The organism is Natronorubrum amylolyticum, assembly GCF_052040145.1.
In the GTDB taxonomy this organism is placed as follows: domain Archaea; phylum Halobacteriota; class Halobacteria; order Halobacteriales; family Natrialbaceae; genus Natronorubrum.
Window position 1 is genome coordinate 1,123,528 of record NZ_JBPPFW010000001.1, and the last position, 17,645, is coordinate 1,141,172.

General features: G+C 64.4%; 17 protein-coding genes, 1 tRNA gene and 1 pseudogene. 11 read left to right on the forward strand and 8 right to left on the reverse strand.

The features are described from left to right. Positions 1–66 precede the first annotated feature (66 nt). Entirely contained in the window at positions 67–264 is a 198-nt protein-coding gene (locus ACSFDB_RS05760) for a hypothetical protein (RefSeq protein ID WP_090305731.1), read from the forward strand. A gap of 7 nt (positions 265–271) precedes the next feature. Here ACSFDB_RS05760 and ahbB read toward each other — a convergent pair whose 3' ends face one another. Then, on the reverse strand, positions 272–1,312 hold the full coding sequence (gene ahbB / locus ACSFDB_RS05765) for a siroheme decarboxylase subunit beta (protein WP_440770052.1): 1,041 nt from the start codon (positions 1,310–1,312) through the stop codon (positions 272–274). Between the two features lie 250 nt (positions 1,313–1,562). On the opposite strand from ahbB, the gene ACSFDB_RS05770 reads away from it, so the two are divergent. The 3 genes from ACSFDB_RS05770 to ACSFDB_RS05780 all read left to right on the forward strand — a co-directional run bounded on the left by ACSFDB_RS05770 (position 1,563) and on the right by ACSFDB_RS05780 (position 4,174). Continuing rightward, the gene (locus tag ACSFDB_RS05770; RefSeq protein ID WP_440770053.1) at positions 1,563–2,633 is read left to right on the forward strand and encodes an anthranilate phosphoribosyltransferase; all 1,071 of its coding nucleotides are present in this window, start codon (positions 1,563–1,565) and stop codon (positions 2,631–2,633) included. Between the two features lie 178 nt (positions 2,634–2,811). Next, a complete protein-coding gene (locus ACSFDB_RS05775; RefSeq protein ID WP_440770054.1) occupies positions 2,812–3,573 on the forward strand; it encodes an SDR family NAD(P)-dependent oxidoreductase in 762 nt (253 codons plus the stop codon). Positions 3,574–3,637: 64 nt separating this feature from the next. Further along, positions 3,638–4,174 carry a small multi-drug export protein gene (locus ACSFDB_RS05780; RefSeq protein WP_440770055.1) on the forward strand — a complete coding sequence of 179 codons (537 nt, stop codon included), beginning with the start codon at positions 3,638–3,640 and terminating at the stop codon, positions 4,172–4,174. Between the two features lie 2 nt (positions 4,175–4,176). Here ACSFDB_RS05780 and ACSFDB_RS05785 read toward each other — a convergent pair whose 3' ends face one another. Together ACSFDB_RS05785 and ACSFDB_RS05790 are read right to left on the reverse strand one after the other, a co-directional pair. Beyond that, positions 4,177–5,166 carry a succinylglutamate desuccinylase/aspartoacylase family protein gene (locus tag ACSFDB_RS05785; protein ID WP_440770056.1) on the reverse strand — a complete coding sequence of 330 codons (990 nt, stop codon included), beginning with the start codon at positions 5,164–5,166 and terminating at the stop codon, positions 4,177–4,179. A gap of 141 nt (positions 5,167–5,307) precedes the next feature. Continuing rightward, positions 5,308–6,480, reverse strand: coding sequence for a glutamate-cysteine ligase family protein (locus ACSFDB_RS05790; protein ID WP_440770057.1), 1,173 nt, complete (start codon positions 6,478–6,480; stop codon positions 5,308–5,310). Positions 6,481–7,135: 655 nt separating this feature from the next. Between ACSFDB_RS05790 and ACSFDB_RS05795 the strand changes: the two genes are divergently transcribed. The 4 genes and pseudogenes from ACSFDB_RS05795 to ACSFDB_RS05810 all read left to right on the forward strand — a co-directional run bounded on the left by ACSFDB_RS05795 (position 7,136) and on the right by ACSFDB_RS05810 (position 11,296). Continuing rightward, a complete protein-coding gene (locus ACSFDB_RS05795) occupies positions 7,136–7,654 on the forward strand; it encodes a peptidylprolyl isomerase (RefSeq protein ID WP_440770058.1) in 519 nt (172 codons plus the stop codon). Between the two features lie 177 nt (positions 7,655–7,831). Further along, positions 7,832–8,536 carry a xenobiotic acyltransferase family protein gene (locus ACSFDB_RS05800; RefSeq protein ID WP_440770059.1) on the forward strand — a complete coding sequence of 235 codons (705 nt, stop codon included), beginning with the start codon at positions 7,832–7,834 and terminating at the stop codon, positions 8,534–8,536. A gap of 343 nt (positions 8,537–8,879) precedes the next feature. Further along, positions 8,880–9,388 (forward strand): annotated as a pseudogene (locus ACSFDB_RS05805) (peptidylprolyl isomerase). A 183-nt stretch (positions 9,389–9,571) separates the two neighbouring features. Then, on the forward strand, positions 9,572–11,296 hold the full coding sequence (locus ACSFDB_RS05810) for an outer membrane protein assembly factor BamB family protein (RefSeq protein ID WP_440770060.1): 1,725 nt from the start codon (positions 9,572–9,574) through the stop codon (positions 11,294–11,296). A 191-nt stretch (positions 11,297–11,487) separates the two neighbouring features. Here ACSFDB_RS05810 and ACSFDB_RS05815 read toward each other — a convergent pair whose 3' ends face one another. Beyond that, positions 11,488–12,105, reverse strand: coding sequence for a DUF192 domain-containing protein (locus tag ACSFDB_RS05815; protein WP_440770061.1), 618 nt, complete (start codon positions 12,103–12,105; stop codon positions 11,488–11,490). 248 nt (positions 12,106–12,353) lie between these two features. On the opposite strand from ACSFDB_RS05815, the gene ACSFDB_RS05820 reads away from it, so the two are divergent. The 3 genes from ACSFDB_RS05820 to ACSFDB_RS05830 all read left to right on the forward strand — a co-directional run bounded on the left by ACSFDB_RS05820 (position 12,354) and on the right by ACSFDB_RS05830 (position 13,923). Continuing rightward, on the forward strand, positions 12,354–13,301 hold the full coding sequence (locus tag ACSFDB_RS05820; protein WP_440770062.1) for an oxidoreductase: 948 nt from the start codon (positions 12,354–12,356) through the stop codon (positions 13,299–13,301). Positions 13,302–13,385: 84 nt separating this feature from the next. Continuing rightward, positions 13,386–13,727 carry a ferredoxin gene (locus ACSFDB_RS05825; protein WP_440770063.1) on the forward strand — a complete coding sequence of 114 codons (342 nt, stop codon included), beginning with the start codon at positions 13,386–13,388 and terminating at the stop codon, positions 13,725–13,727. 112 nt (positions 13,728–13,839) lie between these two features. Further along, positions 13,840–13,923 (forward strand) — tRNA-Leu (locus ACSFDB_RS05830). Between the two features lie 351 nt (positions 13,924–14,274). On the opposite strand, the gene ACSFDB_RS05835 is transcribed toward ACSFDB_RS05830, so the two are convergent. From ACSFDB_RS05835 to ACSFDB_RS05850, 4 genes are read right to left on the reverse strand one after another with little or no spacing between them, the layout of a single operon-like run. Next, a complete protein-coding gene (locus ACSFDB_RS05835) occupies positions 14,275–14,979 on the reverse strand; it encodes a TOBE domain-containing protein (protein ID WP_440770064.1) in 705 nt (234 codons plus the stop codon). Continuing rightward, the gene (locus ACSFDB_RS05840) at positions 14,979–15,746 is read right to left on the reverse strand and encodes an amino acid ABC transporter ATP-binding protein (protein ID WP_440770065.1); all 768 of its coding nucleotides are present in this window, start codon (positions 15,744–15,746) and stop codon (positions 14,979–14,981) included. The genes ACSFDB_RS05835 and ACSFDB_RS05840 overlap by 1 nt, the downstream gene beginning before the upstream one ends. Then, the gene (locus ACSFDB_RS05845; protein WP_440770066.1) at positions 15,743–16,462 is read right to left on the reverse strand and encodes an ABC transporter permease; all 720 of its coding nucleotides are present in this window, start codon (positions 16,460–16,462) and stop codon (positions 15,743–15,745) included. The genes ACSFDB_RS05840 and ACSFDB_RS05845 overlap by 4 nt, the downstream gene beginning before the upstream one ends. A 12-nt stretch (positions 16,463–16,474) precedes the next feature. Beyond that, the gene (locus tag ACSFDB_RS05850; RefSeq protein ID WP_440770067.1) at positions 16,475–17,395 is read right to left on the reverse strand and encodes an ABC transporter substrate-binding protein; all 921 of its coding nucleotides are present in this window, start codon (positions 17,393–17,395) and stop codon (positions 16,475–16,477) included. Positions 17,396–17,645 lie beyond the last annotated feature (250 nt).

Genomic DNA, 17,645 nt, shown 5'->3' on the forward strand with positions numbered 1-17,645 from the left:
GCGACAGTTCTCGGCAGCCGATACGAAGAGACCTATTTTTCACCGCGGAGCCAGTATCTGTCAGCGATGAACGCCGAACTGCTCGCGTTCGGTGTCAGTGCACTCGCCTTAGGGATCGGTGCGTTGGTCGGTGCCCGGCACCTCTATCCGCGACTCGAACTCGCCGAGGACGCCGAGTCCTCGCTGCAGTTGCTGACCGCGATGATCGCGGGCGTGCTCCTCCTGACCGGGTTAGGGCTGGTGCTGGTCGGTTTGTTCGGCTAACGTAGCGTCACTGCCCGACGAGTTCCTCGTAGCGCGCGCCGGTCTGTTTCAGCGTCTCGGTCGAGTAGAGGCGCTCGTGGTCGACCGGAAGATAGTCGGTCGCCAACTCGTCGATCTTGGCGTCGACAGCGTCAGGATCGCGACCGTGGATCATCGTGAACAGGTTGTACGACCAGCCCTGCTCGGGCCGGCGCGGTCGGTGATAACAGAGCGTGACGTAAGGCAGACCGCCCGCGCGCTCACCCCACGCGTCGAGGTGGTCGTCGGGGACGTCCCAGACGACCATGCAGTTCGAGTCGAAGCCGGTAACGACGTGGTTGACCACGCAACCGATGCGTTTGATACAACCGTTGTCGACGAGCCGACCGATCGACTCGAGCACGTCCTCGACGTCCGCCTCGAGCCGGGCCGCGATATCCCCGTACGGCGTCCTCGAGAGCGGAAAGCCGTCCTGGATCGCGAGCAGGAGATCGGCGTCGAACGCGGAGAGGTCGCCGGTCGCCTCCTCGCTCATGCGGGTCGCGGAGGAGTCGGTGCCCGCGTCTATCGATTCGCGTGCGAACCGGTCCGCGTTGACGACGGGGAACTCGAGGTCGATATAGTAGTCCGTCAGCATCGGCAGGTTGAGAACCGCACAGCCGGTTCGGGCCTCGATTTCCGCGAGGATTTCGTCCCGCGTCGCCCGCGAGCCCGCGGTGACGACGAACCACATGTTCCACTCGTGGTCGCGGGCGTAGTTGTGGTTGACCTGCCGGTACTCGTTGATGATCGCGGCGACCTCGTCGAATCGGTCGTCGGGTGCCTGCACGGCCGCCAGCGTCGACGACCCGATCACCGGCGGGTTGAGCACGGCTCCGAACCGCCGGACGATGCCGGCGTCGTGGAGTCGGCTGACCCGCTCGAGCGCGTCGTCCTCGTCGATACCGAGATCCGAGCCAATGTGGCGAAACGGACGTTCCGCGACGGGAACGCCGCTCTGGTAGCCGTCGATGATGGCCGCGTCGACGTCGTCGATCGACTCGCGCCACTCCCCCGAGAGGCTGCTCATTGGATGGGCTAGGGAGAACACCACCGTATCGTTTTCGGGTCCGCTCGAGCGCCGGCGGGTGTCGGGGTCGGTCCAGACCGGGCGGAGACTAGGTCGCCGCTGCGCCACCCGGCCGGTTGCCGACGTAGAACCGGTGGCGACCGATCCGATTTCTGGGACTGTCGCGTTGTTGGCCGAAAAACCCGTCATTCGTCGGCGAGACGAGACCGGAAACGGGAGGTTTTTGCGCCGCCCGTCCCAACGAGCGCGTATGGCGAAGGCAACCCAGGAGTTCGGCGAGTGGCCGCTCAAACGGCTGATGACGGAGATCGTCGGCTCCGGTCCAAAGTCCGCCGACGACATGACTCGCGAGCAGGCTCGAGAGGCCCTCCAGCGCATTCTGGCCGGCGAGCCCGACGAGACGACACTCGGCGCGTTCTGGCTGGCCAACCGCTGGAAGCGCAACAACCCCGAGGAACTCGCGGGCTACACCGACATCATGCTCGAGGAATCGGTCGTTACCGCCGAGCCCGACGCGAATCCCGTCGACTGCGGCGCGAACTACGACGGCAAGCACACCTCCGCCGTCCTCGGCGTTGGCGCCGGACTCGTCGCCGCCGCCGCGGGAACGCCCGTCGTCGTCCACTCCGGTGATCGAGTTCCGACCCAGAAGGCGACCGCGTACAAACACGTCCTCGACGAACTCGGCGTCCGGACGGAACTCGAGCCGACCGAGAGCGCCGAGATGGTCGACGAGACCGGCTTCGGCTTCTACTACCAGCCCGCCTTCAATCCCGGTATTCAGGAGCTCTACGAGCGACGCGACATGATGGGCGTCCGGACGTTCGTCAACACCATCGAGACCGTCGCCAACCCCGCCAACGCCGACGTTCACCTCGGCTCGTTCTACCACCTCGCGTTCGCGAAGAAGATGACCGACCTGATCGAGGAGAGCGACCACCTCTCCTTTTCCCGTGCTATCTTCTTCCAGGGGATGGAGGGCTACGACGACATCCGACCCGGCTACACGAAGGTCGCCGAGTGGGACGAAGGCGAGGCGGAGCTCGAGGACTACGAAATCGAAACTGCGAACTACGGCATGGAGATGGAGGCTGAGGACCTCGCGGTCGACGACGTCACCGCGGATTCGGCGTCGATCACCGAGGAGGTGCTGGCCGGCGAGCGCGACGACGACTTCGCCGACGCCATCGCGCTCAACGGCGCGTTCCGGATGTACGCCCGACAGGACGTCGAGAGTTTGGAGGATGGCCTTGAAAAAGCGCGTAACGTGATCGCGGACGGCAGTGCAGAGTCGGTGCTCGAGGATCTTCGCGCGTTCTGAATCGCGTCGGTGCGGGCGACGTTCACGATAGCGGATCCCGGTTTTTGCTGAAGACCTGCGAACGGCCGTTCAACCATCTTACCACTGTTTAGGTTTCGAGAGGTTTCGGCAAACAGAACCAGTTTCCGAATCGATAATGATGAACGACTTTATGTAGCCGCCCTCCGATGTCGCGAGTATGCGATTAGCAGACAAGACCGTCGTCATTACGGGTGCGGCATCGGGGATCGGCGAGGAGACTGCAAAGCGGTGTGCCGAGGAGGGCGCCCGCGTCGTCGTCACGGACGTCGATACGCCGGGTGGCGAGGAGACCGTCGCCGACATCGAAGCGGCCGGCGGCGAGGCCGAGTTCCGCGAACTCGACGTCACCGATAGCGAGCGGTTCGACGAAGTCGTCGATGCCGTCGCCGAGGAGTACGGCATCGACGTGATGATCAATAACGCCGGCACCGGTCACCCCGGTGGGAGCCTCGAGGACGTCGACGACGCCGTTCGGGATTTCGTGATCGACGTCAACATCAAGGGCGTCTGGAACGGCTGTGCCGCCGCGCTTCCCCACATGAAAGCACAGGGCCACGGCTCAATCGTCAACGTCGGCTCGCTGGCCTCGATCCTCGGACTGCCAAAGCAGGCCGCCTACTCGACGACCAAGGCTGCCGTCCTGAACATGACTCGAACGATCGCCGCCGAGGCCGGTCCCTACGGCGTCCGCGCCAACGCCGTCTGTCCCGGCTTCACGGAGACCCAGATGCTCGATCAGTACTTGGCAACGCAAGACGATCCTGAAGCGGCTCAGCAAGCGATGGCCGAGGATTACCCGCTGAAGCGACTCGGTAAACCGGAGGAGATCGCCGACTCGATCCTCTTCCTCGCCAGCGACGAAGCGTCGTTCGTCAGCGGCCACGGGCTGGTCGTCGACGGCGGCTTCTCGACCTGCTGACGGATTCGGCCGGGAACGCTGCCGGACGCGCAAATCGAAACCGGTTTTTCGCCGACGGTCGTTTATGGCTACTAATACGTCCGTCGGCCGGACGGCTTTCACGATGCTCGTTCCAGCACTCGTCGACGTCGGCACGATCCTCGAGGAGGGAACCGGCCTCGGCCGCTACCTACTCGTCTTCCTGCTCGCGATGACTCCGGCGATCGAGCCGTTCGTCGTCATCCCGGTCGCCATCGGACTCGGACTCGATCCGGTCGCGACGGGGCTTGCCGCCTTCGCGGGCAGCGCCACCGCCGTCGGCGCGATCGTCGTTGGGCACGGGCGACTGGTCGCCTGGTGGTACCGACGGACCGGCACCGACCCAACCGACTCGAGCAAACGCTACGGACGCGCGCGACGGCTCTGGAAGCGCTACGGACTCGCCGGTCTCGCCCTCGCCGGCCCGATACTCGCGGGCATCCATCTCACGGCGTTGCTCGCGGTAGTCGCCGGTGACGACACGCGAGCGATCCTCGGGTGGCTCACGGTCGGACTCGGCGTCTGGACGGTCGCGCTCGTCGTCGTCTCGACGGTCGGCTTCTCGCTGTTGGGGCTTCCCTGAGCTCACTCCTCGCGGATCAGCGCGACGCTCGCGAGCTGGTCGCCGCCGACGACGGTCGCCTCCTGCGTGAGCGCGTAGAGAATTCCGTTGCGGTCGGCCACGGCCTCGTGTAGTGGTTCGTACGTCGTCGGATCGTACACCGTGCCGATCGGCGTTCCGGCGGTGATCTCCTGACCGACCTCGAGCGATGGCTTCGGTCGGAACAAGCCGGCCGTAGTGGCGGTAACCTGTCCCAGATGGTTGCGAGCGACGGTGAGATCTCGCTCGGGGATCTCGCCGGGAAGCATCCCGAGGTACCGACAGACATCGAGCAAGCCGTCGACGCCCTCGTCGACGACGTCCTCGACGATCTGCTTGTTGTGCGCGAGTTCGGGGGTGATCGATGGGATCCCTTCGTTCGCGGCGGCGACGCGGAGCTTTCCGGCGAATCCGCGTCGATGCCACTCGTCGGAGGCGTCGTCGTCGGCCTCTTCGGACAAGAGGAGATCGATTCCGAAGGCCTCGGCGAGCCGACGAGACCGCGTATCGCCCTCCTGGTAGACGGTGTGGGGGAGCATGTCGGGACTGCCCGTGTGGAGGTCGATAACGGCGTCGGCCTGGCTGATCTCCTCCCAGAGGCGGGCGGCCATTCGCTGGTGGAGGCTCCCGCCGGCGTCGCCCGGCCAGATCCGATTCATGTTGGCGTTGACGCTGTCGAGTTGCTCCGGCGTCGTATAGGAGACGCGATCGAACGTTAACGGATTCGCGACGGGAACGGCGACGACGGTTCCCGACAGCGACTCCAGCGGCAGCCGTTCGTGAAACCGCCGAAGTGTCTCCGTTCCGTTGATCTCGCGACCGTGCTGGGCCGCCTGTACGTAGAGCGTCGGACCCTCCTCGGCGCCCCGATACGTGTGGGTCGTCGTCGTGAGCGCCACGCCGGACGGTAACCGTGCGAGCGTTATCTCGTTCGTCTCGTGGGTTCCGTCGGTCTCGGGAATTCCGTGGCTCATGGTTTATCGTTCCACGTCCGGTGGTATGTAGCTGCGGCCGCCTGCTGCCATCGGATCAGACGTGTCACTCCGTCCCTCCGTCGTCGGATCGACCCGACGCTGGGGAGGCACGCGAGAGTCCGGTACTCGAGGCGGGTGAACTTAGACGCTACCGCGACGAAATCGCTCTCCCGAGTCGATCAGTTCGTTCGTCCGAAGACGGCGGTCGTCGGCAGCCGCGTGACGTTCTCCGAACGGATCGTCGGACTGCTTCGCCGCATCGAGCAGGTCGACATCCGCTCTGAGGAGTCGCGCACACTCGAGTCGCATCGCCCTGGCCTCGTCGGGGGAGATCGTCCCGGCGAGCGGGAAACGCTCGACGAGCGGCGAGTAGGCCGTCGGATCGATCCCGAACGACCGGAGGTACGTCCGAACTCGAGGGGTCAGCCCATCGACGATCGCTTCGTCGGACAGCCCTCGGAGATGCTCGAACGTCGGGATGACGATCGCTCCCGGATAGCAACCCGGCTCGCCGCCGACGACCACGGGCTTCGTCGCCGCCTCCTCGAGAATCCGTGCGATATCGAACGCGAGTTGGGAGAGCTGGCTCGGAAGGGCAGTGTCCGACGCACGCCACTCGACGGTTCCAAGGTCGTCCCGGATCCGGACGGGACTGTGGATCACGTTCTCGATCGAGAACTGTTCGTACACGGTGGCCTCGGGAACCCCGCTGGCGACGGCGAGGTTCAGAAACGAGTCGAAGTTCTGCCGTGCCTGTTTCGCACGCGCGTCCGGTGTCAGCACGTATGGCTGGAGTTCGCGAAAGCGGTGAAACCGGTCGTCCATCCCGCGACGATACGCGGCGGCCCGCGCCGCGGTCGCCGTTCGCTGCCCGCCGTAGTACGGCGACGACGCGACGAGCGCGAGCGCCGGATCGAGTGCCGTGAGGAGGTTCGCCTGTGCGATCGAATTCGTTTGGTCGAAATGAACGTGCATGCCAGCGACGTTCTTCGCGAACCGCAGGTCGTCGCCGTAGATCCGCTCGAGCGTCGCGCCCCGTTTCGATCGCACGGCCGGCGACTCCTCGAGTAGCGGCGTTCCGAGCGGGACGAGCTGTTTCCCGTGTGCGGTCGCGACGTCGAGAACCGTGTTCAGTACGTCGATAAACGCGATCTCGAGGGCGACTCGTGACTCCATCGGCGGGAGGACGACTTCGATGAGTGAGTCCACGAACTCCGGAACCACGCACTCGTGTGCCTGCACGAGCGGGTCCCCCGACGTGAGATCACCTTTCTCGTCGATCACCCAGTATTCGACCTCGAGTCCTAGTTTCATAGCGATCACTTGTACGAACGTTCTACATCCCGACAGCCAGTGGCGGGCGAAATAGTTCGCGCAGTGTACTACTCTTCCGAGAAATATAAGGTCATTCTAGCATTTAGAGTACTTACCTATAAGTTATAATATACTCGCAGGCGGTTAAACCACTACTCGCGGGGCTTGCAGTACGGGAACCAACACCGGAGAGAAACGGGGAACGAACTCAACAACCTACCAGAAGAACCGGTCGAGTACATCACATCGGCTGAAAGCGTGCATTGCGGACTCGCTGAAGGTACTGCGCTACACATTACAGGCGCGAGTGGAACGCCAGTATCCGCACAAGCGAAGCGAGTGTAGTCCACCGACGGCGAGACCGGTGGCCGAGCAGTCGGTCATCGACGTGTTTGCGCCCGACGAGGGACGCCTTGCGTCCCTCAAGCCGTGCGAGCGGATTGCCATAGCGAACCCGAGGGAGAAAGCGTTCGTTCCCTGTACTCAGCGCGGTGTTCGACGGCTACCTGGGTCTGTCAACAGCGGTTCCGGTAACTGCGTCGTCCGTGCGCACCGCTGATGGTACGGCACGTATCACTACGGCGAGTTTCGACGGCGCTCGCCGTCACAACTCGAGACCACTACCGTTTTCTGTCGGCCCACCGTCGGCGAAGCTATGGGAGACGTTACTGCGACCCTCCACACCAACAAGGGAGACATCGAGGTCGAACTGTACGACGAACGCGCGCCACGAACCGTCGACAACTTCGTCGGGCTCGCGACCGGCGGAAAGAGCTGGGAGGACCCCGAAACGGGCGAGGAGGTCGACGACGAGCCGCTGTACGACGACGTCGCGTTCCACCGCGTCATCGAGGACTTCATGATCCAGGGCGGCGACCCGACCGAAACCGGTCGCGGCGGCCCCGGCTACCAGTTCGACGACGAGTTCCACGACGAACTTCGACACGACGACGCGGGCATCCTGAGCATGGCGAACTCCGGGCCGGACACGAACGGCTCGCAGTTCTTCATCACGCTCGACGCCCAGCCCCACCTCGACGACCGACACTCCGTCTTCGGGAAGGTCACCGACGGGATGGACGTCGTCGAGGAGATCGGCAGCGTCAACACCGGCCGCAACGACGAGCCCAAAGAGGACGTCGTCCTCGAGTCGGTCTCCGTCGACTACGAGTAATCTCGGCACCGGTCTCGAGCGGCACTCGAGCGTGTCGCCCTCGAATCACCGAGCGGAGCTTCCCGACATCGGGACATTCCTAGAGCATGAGTGTTACCGCTCGAACAGACGCTCTCGTGAGTGCGGTGCAAAAACGGGTGATGCTTTTTATACTGATCTTCCGAAACACCGAACACGGTGACTCTCGAGACCCTTGTGGAACGGACGCTGTCGGTACTGGGTTATCCGTCCGTGACACACGGGCTCGCTGACTGGTATTTCGATTCGACTGACCTCGAGATCGCTCCCTCCGCTCGTATCGCGATGGGCTGTCTGCTTCGAGGCGCGGTCAATCTCCGCCCGCATACGAGAGTGAGTCGAGGCTGCATCCTCGCCGGCGACGTGACGATTGGAAAACGGACGAACCTCGAGCCGAACTGTGACCTCATCGGAGAGGTCGAACTCGGTCGATACTGTGCAATCGCCCGCGAGACGACGTTCCAGCAGACGAACCACGAGACGAGGAGACCGTCACAACAGATCCGGTTTTACGACGAGGTGCTCGACAGCGACCTTCCGCCGACGACGAAGGGGGCGATCACGGTCGGTAATGACGTCTGGATCGGGACCAGGGCGACGATCCTCTCCGGCGTGACGATCGGGGACGGTGCCATCATCGGGGCCGGAGCGGTCGTCAGTTCCGACGTCGAGCCGTACGCCGTCGTCGCCGGGGTCCCGGCCGAACGGATCAAGTGGCGATTCCCTCGGGCGGTTCGAGAGAAGCTGCTGGAACTCGAGTGGTGGAACTGGGACGAGGAGACGATGCGCGATCGACGAGCGTTCTTCGAGCACGACCTCCGGACCGTCGACGACGTCGCGGAGATAGCGACCCTGCTTGAGTGAACCCGTGTTCGAAAGCCGTGCGCGTGTGGTCACGGCCGACGGAACGCAGTCCGACGGCCCTGAGTCGTGTTGTGCGCGTTCGCGAACCGCCTCGAGACCGTCTCCGCCGACGACGGATGCGCCTCGGGACGAGTTCGAAATCCGATATCGTTATTTTGTCGCCGCGCTCACCAGCGGTATCGCTCCACATCGGCCGCTCCATCGACGAACGCTGCTCGCAGCGACCGGCTCGGCTCTCGGACTCGCCCTCGCCGGCTGCGCGAATACCGCTGGAGAGGATGTAAAACGCGACGCGGACGCGAGCGACAGCGGATCGACTTCGGACGCCAAGACGGCCGACGCGCTGACGGCGACACTCCACATCAACACGGGCGACGTAGCGGTCGAACTCTACGCCGACCGCGCCCGCGAACCGTCGAGAACTTCGTCGGTCTCGCGACCGGCGAGCGGCCGTGGACCGATCCCGAAACGGGCGCGGACGTCGACGGCGAACCGCTGTACGAGGACGTTCTCTTCCACCGCGTCATCGAGGACTTCATGATCCAGACCGGCGATCCGCTCGGCACCGGCCGCGGCGGTCCCGGCTACCGGTTCGACGACGAGTTTCGCGACGACCTCCGACACGACGATGCGGGCGTTTTGAGCATGGCCAACTCCGGGCCGAACACGAACGGCTCGCAGTTCTTCATCACGCTCGAGGCCCAGCCCCACCTCGATGGCAGACACACCGTCTTCGGCAGGGTTACTGCGGGAATGGACGTCGTCGAAGCGATCGGGAGCGTCGACACCGACGCGAACGAACGGCCTCGAGAGGACGTCGTCCTCGAGTCGGTCTCCGTCGGCGACGAATAACGGGACCCCAGAGCGCGGGTTCGTCGTTCGGGACGCCCTTCGAATCTCGAGGTGCGTACAGACCGAGCATACGTCGCTCAGTCGAGCGAAGACGGTACTGGAGTTCGGTTTGAAACAGTTGCACGGCTACGAACTCGCATTAAGAGCCAGATAGTGTTACGACAAGTTTCGCCACATGGTCGTATGTCTACGTGGAACCGACGATCCGTACTGGCAACTGGTGCAGCGCTCTCGCTCGGCGGGCTTTCGTCGATCGGTGCGGGATCGGAGGCTGACGACGCCGCAGAGCTACCGGATCCGACCAGCGATCCCAATCCAGAAACGGATGAGGACTGGCCCTCCTACGACGGCGGTGCTGGACACTCGAGGTCCATTTCGGACACCCGCGAGTTCGACGGTGAGACCCTCGAGGCCGCCTGGTCGGTCGCCATCGATAGTGGCCGCGGCGAATTCGGCGCCTCAGTCGCCGTCGCCGACGATACCGTCTACACGAGAACCGAGTCCGCGGTCGTCGCGCTCGAGGCGGCGGACGGGGCGGTCGTCTGGGAGACCGACGATGTCGACGCGTGGGGGCCGGCAGTCGCCGGCGAAACCGTCACGCTCTCGGGCGAGGAGGTCGTCGCGCTCGATCGAGCCGACGGAAGCGTGCGGTGGACCACCGAGTTCGACCCCGAAGACCGAGGCGACGTCAGCAGGCACACGGTAGCCTACGACGCCGTCTTCGTTGTTTTCGACGGAACGCTGTACGCCCTCGAGATCGACGACGGTTCGATCCGCTGGCGGCTCGAGTCGATCCGGGACGAAGACGGTGAGGAGCACGAGTTTGTCACCGACGTTGCTGCGGCGAACGGCGTCGTCTACGCCGTCTCCGAGGAGGTCGCCCTCGCGCTCGAGCCCGACTCGGGCAGCGAAGTCTGGCGGTCCGAGGTGTACAACGGCGGGGTGTCCCTTCCGTCCCGCGCGACATCGGCGGGCGCCCTCCTCGGGGGCGATATGTACGAGCGTTCGATCAGTGATGCTGAGTCGGGTGAGGGTATCGGAGTGGTCAACTCGGAGTACATCGAGCCGGTTTTGGACGAGGAGATGTACGTCGACGGCGGTCCGCACACGTTCTCGGGGCAGTCCTACGCCGCGGACGACGAGTACGAGTGGGACGTCGACATTCACTACAGTTCGGTGTCGACCGTCATCACCGGCGACACCGTCTACGCCTACGTCGACGAGGCGAACCACCCGCCGAACGCGGAGTACAGCGCGGATCTCGTCGCCCTTGACAGGTTCGACGGGACCGAACGGTGGGTACGATCGGCCGACGAGGCGCCCGTTGGCCCGATACGGGCGATCAGCGGCGAGACCATCTACGTCGACCACGACGGCGAACTCGTCGCGCTCCAGGAGCAAACAGACGAGAAAGACGGTGACGACCAGCCCGACGAGGGTAACGAAAGCGGCGAAGATGACGACGGTTCCGGCGATGACGGCACCGACGAAGACACGGACGAGGGAGGCGACGAGCGGAGCGGATCCGAAGACGAGGACCAGCAACAGGACGGGGAGGACGACACCGACGAGGGCGAACCCGACGAAAACGACCAGCATCAGGACGACGAGAATGAATCCGATGAGGACGAATCCGACGGCGACGACCAGAGCGGGTCCGCCGGCGGAGACAACGACGGTTCGGAGGCCGGAGATGAAGACGCTGAAACCGAGACAGACGCCGAAAACGAAAGCGAGACGAATACGGGGAACGAAACCGAGACAGACGTCAGCGACGACACAGATACCGACGGCGTGCCCGGATTCACGACCGGTGTTGGACTTCTCGGTGGGGCGACCGCTCTCGAGTGGCTGCGCCGAACGTCAGGCGCTGACGAATCGACCAGCGTGAACGAACCACCCGAGTAAGGGACTCGATTGCCGTCCGTCGGACGGGACTGCTGACACCGTATGTACGTATCGAACCGGATGGCTCGATTTCACGCTCCGTCCGGATCGACGAAAGCCGTACTACCGACCATCGAAACCACTGAATCCGACACGCCTCGAGTTCGAGAACCCATCGCCCGTTCCGAACGGTTCGCCCCAGCGATCGAAAGCTACAGTTCGAACTCGAGGCGGTCCCCTTCCTCGACGTCGCGCTCGTCAGTCCACTCGTAGACGACCTCCAGCACGTACTGGCCGCGGCCGGCGTAGGTCTGTTCGCTGCCGTCCTCGTCCGGGCCGGGCTCCGGCGCGTGATGGATCTCCGTGATAACCCCCTCGTCGTCGGCGAAGACGATGTCGATCCCGAACGACATCTCCCGCATAAAGAACTCGCGATCCTCGACCGCCTCGTAGACGAACAGCATGCCGCGGTCGTCGGGTAACTCCTCGGTGTCGCTCAGTCCCAGGCCTTGCAGCTCCGGCGTGTCGGCGATGGCCGCCGTCACCGTACCCAGTTCCTCGCCGTCGGAATCCGTCACCGCTACCTCGGTCGTCTCGTACTCCGCGTGAACCTCGGCCGAAGAGTCGTCACTATCATCGATGTCGCCGGTATCGTCGGTATCGTCGCTCGAGTTCTCCGTCGTCTCTTCGAGTTCGTCACCGTCATCGTCGGCTCCCTCATCGTCGCCGGTATCGTCGGCACAGCCCGCGATTACGAGAGTACCGAGGCTCGCGGCGGCTCCTGTCAGCACGGTTCGTCGGTTCACGGTCGACGATTGTCGCGAAGTCATTTCGATACGCAACCGACCACGAAAGCGCTGATAAGTGTTTGTCGATCGGTTCGTGAATATAACTCGGCGGACAAGGTTCGAATCGCCTACCGAGCGGCTCGGTCGGCTTCGTGCCTCGAAGGTGAGGCCGTTTGCGGCAACCCTTCGTGACGTGCTGACTCCAAGTAGCGTCGTCGAACGGAGGCCGAGAGTCGTCGGTGGGAAACGCAGTGCGTACGTTTAGGGAGAACGCACGCGTTAGAGACAATGTGAACTGGACAGCCGACGACGTCCCCGACCTGCACGACCGAACGATGGTCGTCACGGGAGCCAACAGCGGGATCGGTCTCGAGGCGACCCGCGAACTCGCCCGAAACGGCGCGACGGTAGTCATGGCCTGTCGGGACACCGAGCGCGGCGAGGCCGCCGCAGCGGACGTCCGCGCGGACGTTCCCGACGCCGACCTCCGCGTTGAGGCCTGCGATCTGGCGAGCCTCGAGTCGATCCGCGCATTCGCCGAGCGCCTCGAGGGCGAGACCATCGACGTCCTGATCAACAACGCCGGGGTCATGGCGATTCCCCGCTCGGAGACCGACGACGGGTTCGAGACCCAGTTCGGCGTCAACCATCTCGGCCACTTCGCGCTCACGGGGCTGTTGCTCGAGAATCTCGGGATCCACGAGGGGCGCGACTCGCGGATCGTCACCGTCTCGAGCGCGATGCACGAACGCGGCGAGGTCGACTTCGACGACCTCCAGGGCGAGGACTCGTACGACCCGTGGGACGCCTACTGTCAGTCGAAACTGGCGAACGTCCTGTTCGCGTACGAACTCGAGCGGCGGCTGCTCACCGCGGACGCGAACGCCGAGAGCGTCGCGGTCCATCCGGGTTATGCGAACACGCAGTTGCAGTTCCGCGGCCCCGAGCAGAGCGGCAGTCGGATCTGGATGGCGGCGTCGCGGCTCGCGAACACCGTGGTCGCGCAGTCGGCCGAGATGGGCGCGCTCCCGACGCTGTACGCGGCGACCGCGCCGGACGCGGAGGGCGGCGCGTACTACGGTCCCGGCGGACTGCTGAACATGCGCGGCGCTCCCGAACGACAGGCTTCTTCGGATCGGTCGTACGACCGCGAGACCGCTCGTCAACTGTGGAAGGTCTCGAGCGATCTGACCGGTGTAACGTACGATCTTCCCGAACCGAAGGCCCCGTCATCGTGAGCTGTTGACTCGAGAGCGCCCGGTGCGATGGTCGCTCTCGCGGCGACCGTAACGCGAAAGGCGACGCAGCCGAACTGTCGAGTAATGAGCGACGACGACGGTATCCAGCGCGCGAGCGACGTCGGCTCGTCTGACGCGCCGCCGATCGAGGAGAAGCCCTACAAGATCATCTTCGAGGCCAACAAGTGCTTCGGCGCGGGCAAGTGCGCCGAGGTCAGCGACAATTGGGAGATGTCCATCGCCTCAGGTATCGCCAAGCCGAAAACGTACTTCTTCGGCGAGGACGATCTCGAGCATAATGTCCGCGCGGCGGAGGTCTGCCCGGCGAAGAAAGACGATGGCTGCATTCACGTCGTCGACCGCCGCACCGACGAGGAGATCGCGCCGGACCCCCACGGCGACGGGACGCTGAGCGTCGACTGGTAGGGCTCGCGTTCGCAATCCGGCGGGCGCGACTCACTTCGGTCGCGATTCGATCGCTCGAGGGAACACCGAAACGCACATCCCGAACCGGGGACAACGGACGACTGCCTTCTGTGCGAGGGTAGCCAAGCAGGCCAACGGCGGTGGGCTTAAGACCCGCTCCTGTAGAGGTCCGAGGGTTCAAATCCCTTCCCTCGCATCGCTGTCGCGAGTCATTCACGAGCGACAGCGATCGAATGGAAGGAGTTGAACGAGAGAAGACGCAGCGCGAACGGAGTGAGCGACCGTCTTCGCGTTGTTCAAATCCCTTCCCTCGCATGTCACGCGAACACCGGTGAGCGGTGACTGCGAGCGGAGGAATTTGAATCAGGGAGAGGAGCGGAGCGAAACGACCGTGGTTCAAATCCCTTCCACCGAATTCCGTTTCTCACGATCATTCAGTTCGAAATTCCGGTAGAGTATAGAGACCATCCGAGAAATAAGTAGAGAACCGTTTCGGCGTGCTCGAGGCGACCGGCAGTAGACGCCGTCCGTCGAGCACGGAATCCTGCTACGACTCCGACCTCGAGTCCACGCTAATCCCCCTCGCCGCCGTCGCCTTGAACGACGCCGTGATCGACCGGCCGGCCTCGAGACCCAGTCGCTCCGCGCTGGCTCGAGTGACGAGTGCCTGTAACGTCGTTTCGTCCGCGAGCCGAACCGTCACGCGGTCGATCGCATCGCCGGATTCGACGTCCGAGACCGTCCCCGAGAACCGGTTGCGGAGGCTGGTGTCGTCGTCTCGAGGGGTTTCGTCGGGATCTGTCAGGACGACGGCGTCCGAGCGGATGCTAACCTGCACTTCGCTCGCGTTCTCGGGGGCGAGCGCCAGTATCGAGCCGACGGCGGTCTCGACGGTCGCGAGTTCGCCCGTTCGGTCCCGAACGGTGCCCGAGATAACGGACTCCGTGACCCGGGCCACGCCGTCGAGTTCGGCAGCGTGTCGGTCGAACCGTCGGCGAAGGTCGTGGGCGTTCTGCGTAAGAACTGTCCCACCGCCACCGCGGCCGCCGCGTTGCCGTTCGGTGACCGGACCGACGGCGTCTTCGATCTCGACGATCCGATTCTGCAGGCGCGCGTACGACCGGCCGAGTTCGTCGGCCGCGCTGTGCATCGAACCGTGGTCGTCGATCGCCTCGAGCATCTCGACGTCGCGGCGATCGATCGTCACGCCGTCGACCGACAGTGTCGTGGTGTAGCCCTTTTCGATCGTCATCAGTAGATCAACTCTCCGTCGATGAACTTCCGTGCACGTTCATCGGTTGGCTCCTCGAACACCGTTTCGGTTGGCCCGACCTCGATAATCTCGTCTTCGAGCAACACGGCGACCCGATCCGCGATCCGTTCGGCCTGATGCATGTCGTGGGTGGCGATCGCGACGCCGATGCCCCGATCTCGCGCGTTGCGGATCGCCTCCTCGAGGACCGCCGTGTTTCGCGGGTCGAGGTCCGACGTCGGCTCGTCGAGGAGGAGCACGTCGGGTTCGTACGCGAGCGCCCGGGCGAACGCGACGCGCTGGGCTTCGCCGCCCGAGAGCGACGAGGCGTCCTGCTCAGCCTTGTCGGCCAATCCGACAGCGGCGAGCGCGTCGGTCACCTCGATGGTGCCGTTTTCGGCCCCGACGAGACTCGCGAGTTCGTGTCGAATGCGGTCCGTCCACGACTGTCTGACTCGGAGCCCGTACTCGGCGTTGCGAACGACGCTCGCGTCGAACAGGCTGGCTTCCTGAAAGACCATTCCAATTCGGCGACGGTACTCGAGTCGTTCACGGTCGCCGACCGCCCAGACGTCGGTTCCGTCGTACTCGATCGAGCCGTCGTCGGGCGCGTCGAACAGCGCGAGCAGCCGCAGCAGCGTCGACTTCCCGACGCCGGAGGGGCCGATGATGGCGACGACCTCGCCGGGCGAGACAGATAGCGAGACGTCCTCGAAGACGGTCTCGTTGTCGTAGGCGTGGCAAACGTCCGTCGCGCGCAGCGTCATCGGTACCGCCCTCCGCCGTCGTTTCCGAGTCGAACGACGACCGCGTTGACGGCCAGGACGAGGACGAGCAGGATCGCGCCGAGGAGCATCGCGGTCTCGAACCGGCCCTGCCGGGCCTCGAGCTGGATCGCCGTCGTGAGCGTCCGGGTGACCGACGTTCCGTCCGAACGGGCGATGTTACCGCCGACGATGAGGACGGAGCCGACTTCGCTGATCGCACGGCCGAAACCCGCCAACACGGCCGTCGCGATCCCGTAGCGCGCTTCCTTGATGGTGACGAACGCGACGTCCGTCCGCGTCCCGCCCATCGCGTACGCCGCGTCCCGGACGTTCTGCTCGACGCTGCTGACCGCGGCGAGACTCACGCCGGCGATGACGGGCGCTGCAAGCACGAACTGCGACAGGATCATCGCCTCGGGGGTGAAAACGAGGTCGAACGAGCCGAGCGGTCCCTGATTCGAGACGGCAAAGAGGACGACGAGGCCGACGACGACGCTGGGAAAGCCCATCCCGGTGTTGATGAGCGACGTGAGCAGCGTCTTCCCGCGAAACTCTTTGAAGCCGATGAGGAGGGCGACCGGAAGACTACACAGCGTGCTCAGCGCGACGGCGACGAGACTGACGTACAGCGAGACGACGATGATGCTGCGGATGTAGTGCCACTCGAAGGGAAAGTCGACGACCAGCGGCGCGCCCGTGGTGAGTTCGAGTACCATCCGTGCGCCCCCTCAGTCGTCCGTGCCGTCCCAACCCTCGGGGACGTACTGCTGGAAGTTCGGTTCCTCGGAGACGGCCTCCGGAAAGAACAACTGTTCGCCCTCGACCGCGTACTGCTCGATCCGTTCGCGGCTCTCGAGTCCCGTGAGATACCCGATGTACGCCATCGCGAGGTCGTAGTTCACGTTGTCGTGGACGGCCGGATTGACGGCGACGATGCCGTACGGATTCGCGAGCAGGTCCGGACCGTCTCCGATCGGACCCTCGACGTGGATCTCGAGGCCGATATCCGACCGCATCGAGAGATACGTGCCGCGGTCGGCGAGCGTGTAGCCGCCGCCCTGGTCCGTCTGGGTGAGTATCTCGCCCATGCCGCCGCCGCCGTCCAGATACCACTCGCCGAATTCGTCGTCGCCGACGCCGGCGGCGTCCCAGATCCCGAGCTCTTTTGCGTGGGTACCCGAGTCATCCCCACGAGAAACGAACGTCGACTCCGCCTCGGCGATGTCGGTAAACGCCGCTTCGACGTCCGTACTCCCCGAAACCCCCGCGGGATCGTCGGCGTCGCCGACGACCACGAAGTCGTTGAACATCAGGTCTCGGCGATTGATTCCGTAGCCCGCTTCCAGAAACTCGTCCTCGAGCGAGCGGGCGTGGACCATCACGACGTCCGCGTCACCGCTGCGGGCGGTCTCGAGTGCGGCACCCGTCCCCTGACCGATCGCCTCGACGGTGACGCCGTATCGGTCCTCGAAGGGCGCGTTGAGTTCGTCGAGCAGGCCCGTATCGTAGGTGCTCGTCGTCGTCGTGAGCCGGAGCGTTTCGCCGGTGATCGCTCCCTCCTCCCGGCTCCTGAACGCCGTACAACCGGCGATTCCGGCAGCTGCCGCAGAGCCGACCGCTGCGACGAACTGCCGGCGTTGTATCGACATAGATACTACGATACTGCCTCGGATGAAATAGGTTTGGATCGCGGCGTAACCACAGCGAGTTACGTCCGTCTCGATTGAGAACGCCGTTCGGGCACGAGGAGTGCGTTTTTCGACGTAACCGAATCAGCTGCGTAACCAAAAAAGGCAACTCATCCGAGCGCTACCGAAACCCGACCCAGCGTTCCACCAGACGAGACGTGTACTCGCGTCTCACTCACTACCGAACCCGAGGCCGGCGGAGATGTGCCGC

What these genes read in the sequence shown, in the direction of transcription:
- ACSFDB_RS05760 (WP_090305731.1), top strand. Translation starts at nt 67, where the DNA reads ATGAACGCCGAACTGCTCGCGTTCGGTGTCAGTGCACTCGCCTTAGGG.
- ahbB (WP_440770052.1), bottom strand. Translation starts at nt 1,312, where the DNA reads ATGAGCAGCCTCTCGGGGGAGTGGCGCGAGTCGATCGACGACGTCGAC.
- ACSFDB_RS05770 (WP_440770053.1), top strand. Translation starts at nt 1,563, where the DNA reads ATGGCGAAGGCAACCCAGGAGTTCGGCGAGTGGCCGCTCAAACGGCTG.
- ACSFDB_RS05775 (WP_440770054.1), top strand. Translation starts at nt 2,812, where the DNA reads ATGCGATTAGCAGACAAGACCGTCGTCATTACGGGTGCGGCATCGGGG.
- ACSFDB_RS05780 (WP_440770055.1), top strand. Translation starts at nt 3,638, where the DNA reads ATGGCTACTAATACGTCCGTCGGCCGGACGGCTTTCACGATGCTCGTT.
- ACSFDB_RS05785 (WP_440770056.1), bottom strand. Translation starts at nt 5,166, where the DNA reads ATGAGCCACGGAATTCCCGAGACCGACGGAACCCACGAGACGAACGAG.
- ACSFDB_RS05790 (WP_440770057.1), bottom strand. Translation starts at nt 6,480, where the DNA reads ATGAAACTAGGACTCGAGGTCGAATACTGGGTGATCGACGAGAAAGGT.
- ACSFDB_RS05795 (WP_440770058.1), top strand. Translation starts at nt 7,136, where the DNA reads ATGGGAGACGTTACTGCGACCCTCCACACCAACAAGGGAGACATCGAG.
- ACSFDB_RS05810 (WP_440770060.1), top strand. Translation starts at nt 9,572, where the DNA reads ATGTCTACGTGGAACCGACGATCCGTACTGGCAACTGGTGCAGCGCTC.
- ACSFDB_RS05815 (WP_440770061.1), bottom strand. Translation starts at nt 12,105, where the DNA reads ATGACTTCGCGACAATCGTCGACCGTGAACCGACGAACCGTGCTGACA.
- ACSFDB_RS05825 (WP_440770063.1), top strand. Translation starts at nt 13,386, where the DNA reads ATGAGCGACGACGACGGTATCCAGCGCGCGAGCGACGTCGGCTCGTCT.
- ACSFDB_RS05835 (WP_440770064.1), bottom strand. Translation starts at nt 14,979, where the DNA reads ATGACGATCGAAAAGGGCTACACCACGACACTGTCGGTCGACGGCGTG.
- ACSFDB_RS05840 (WP_440770065.1), bottom strand. Translation starts at nt 15,746, where the DNA reads ATGACGCTGCGCGCGACGGACGTTTGCCACGCCTACGACAACGAGACC.
- ACSFDB_RS05845 (WP_440770066.1), bottom strand. Translation starts at nt 16,462, where the DNA reads ATGGTACTCGAACTCACCACGGGCGCGCCGCTGGTCGTCGACTTTCCC.
- ACSFDB_RS05850 (WP_440770067.1), bottom strand. Translation starts at nt 17,395, where the DNA reads ATGTCGATACAACGCCGGCAGTTCGTCGCAGCGGTCGGCTCTGCGGCA.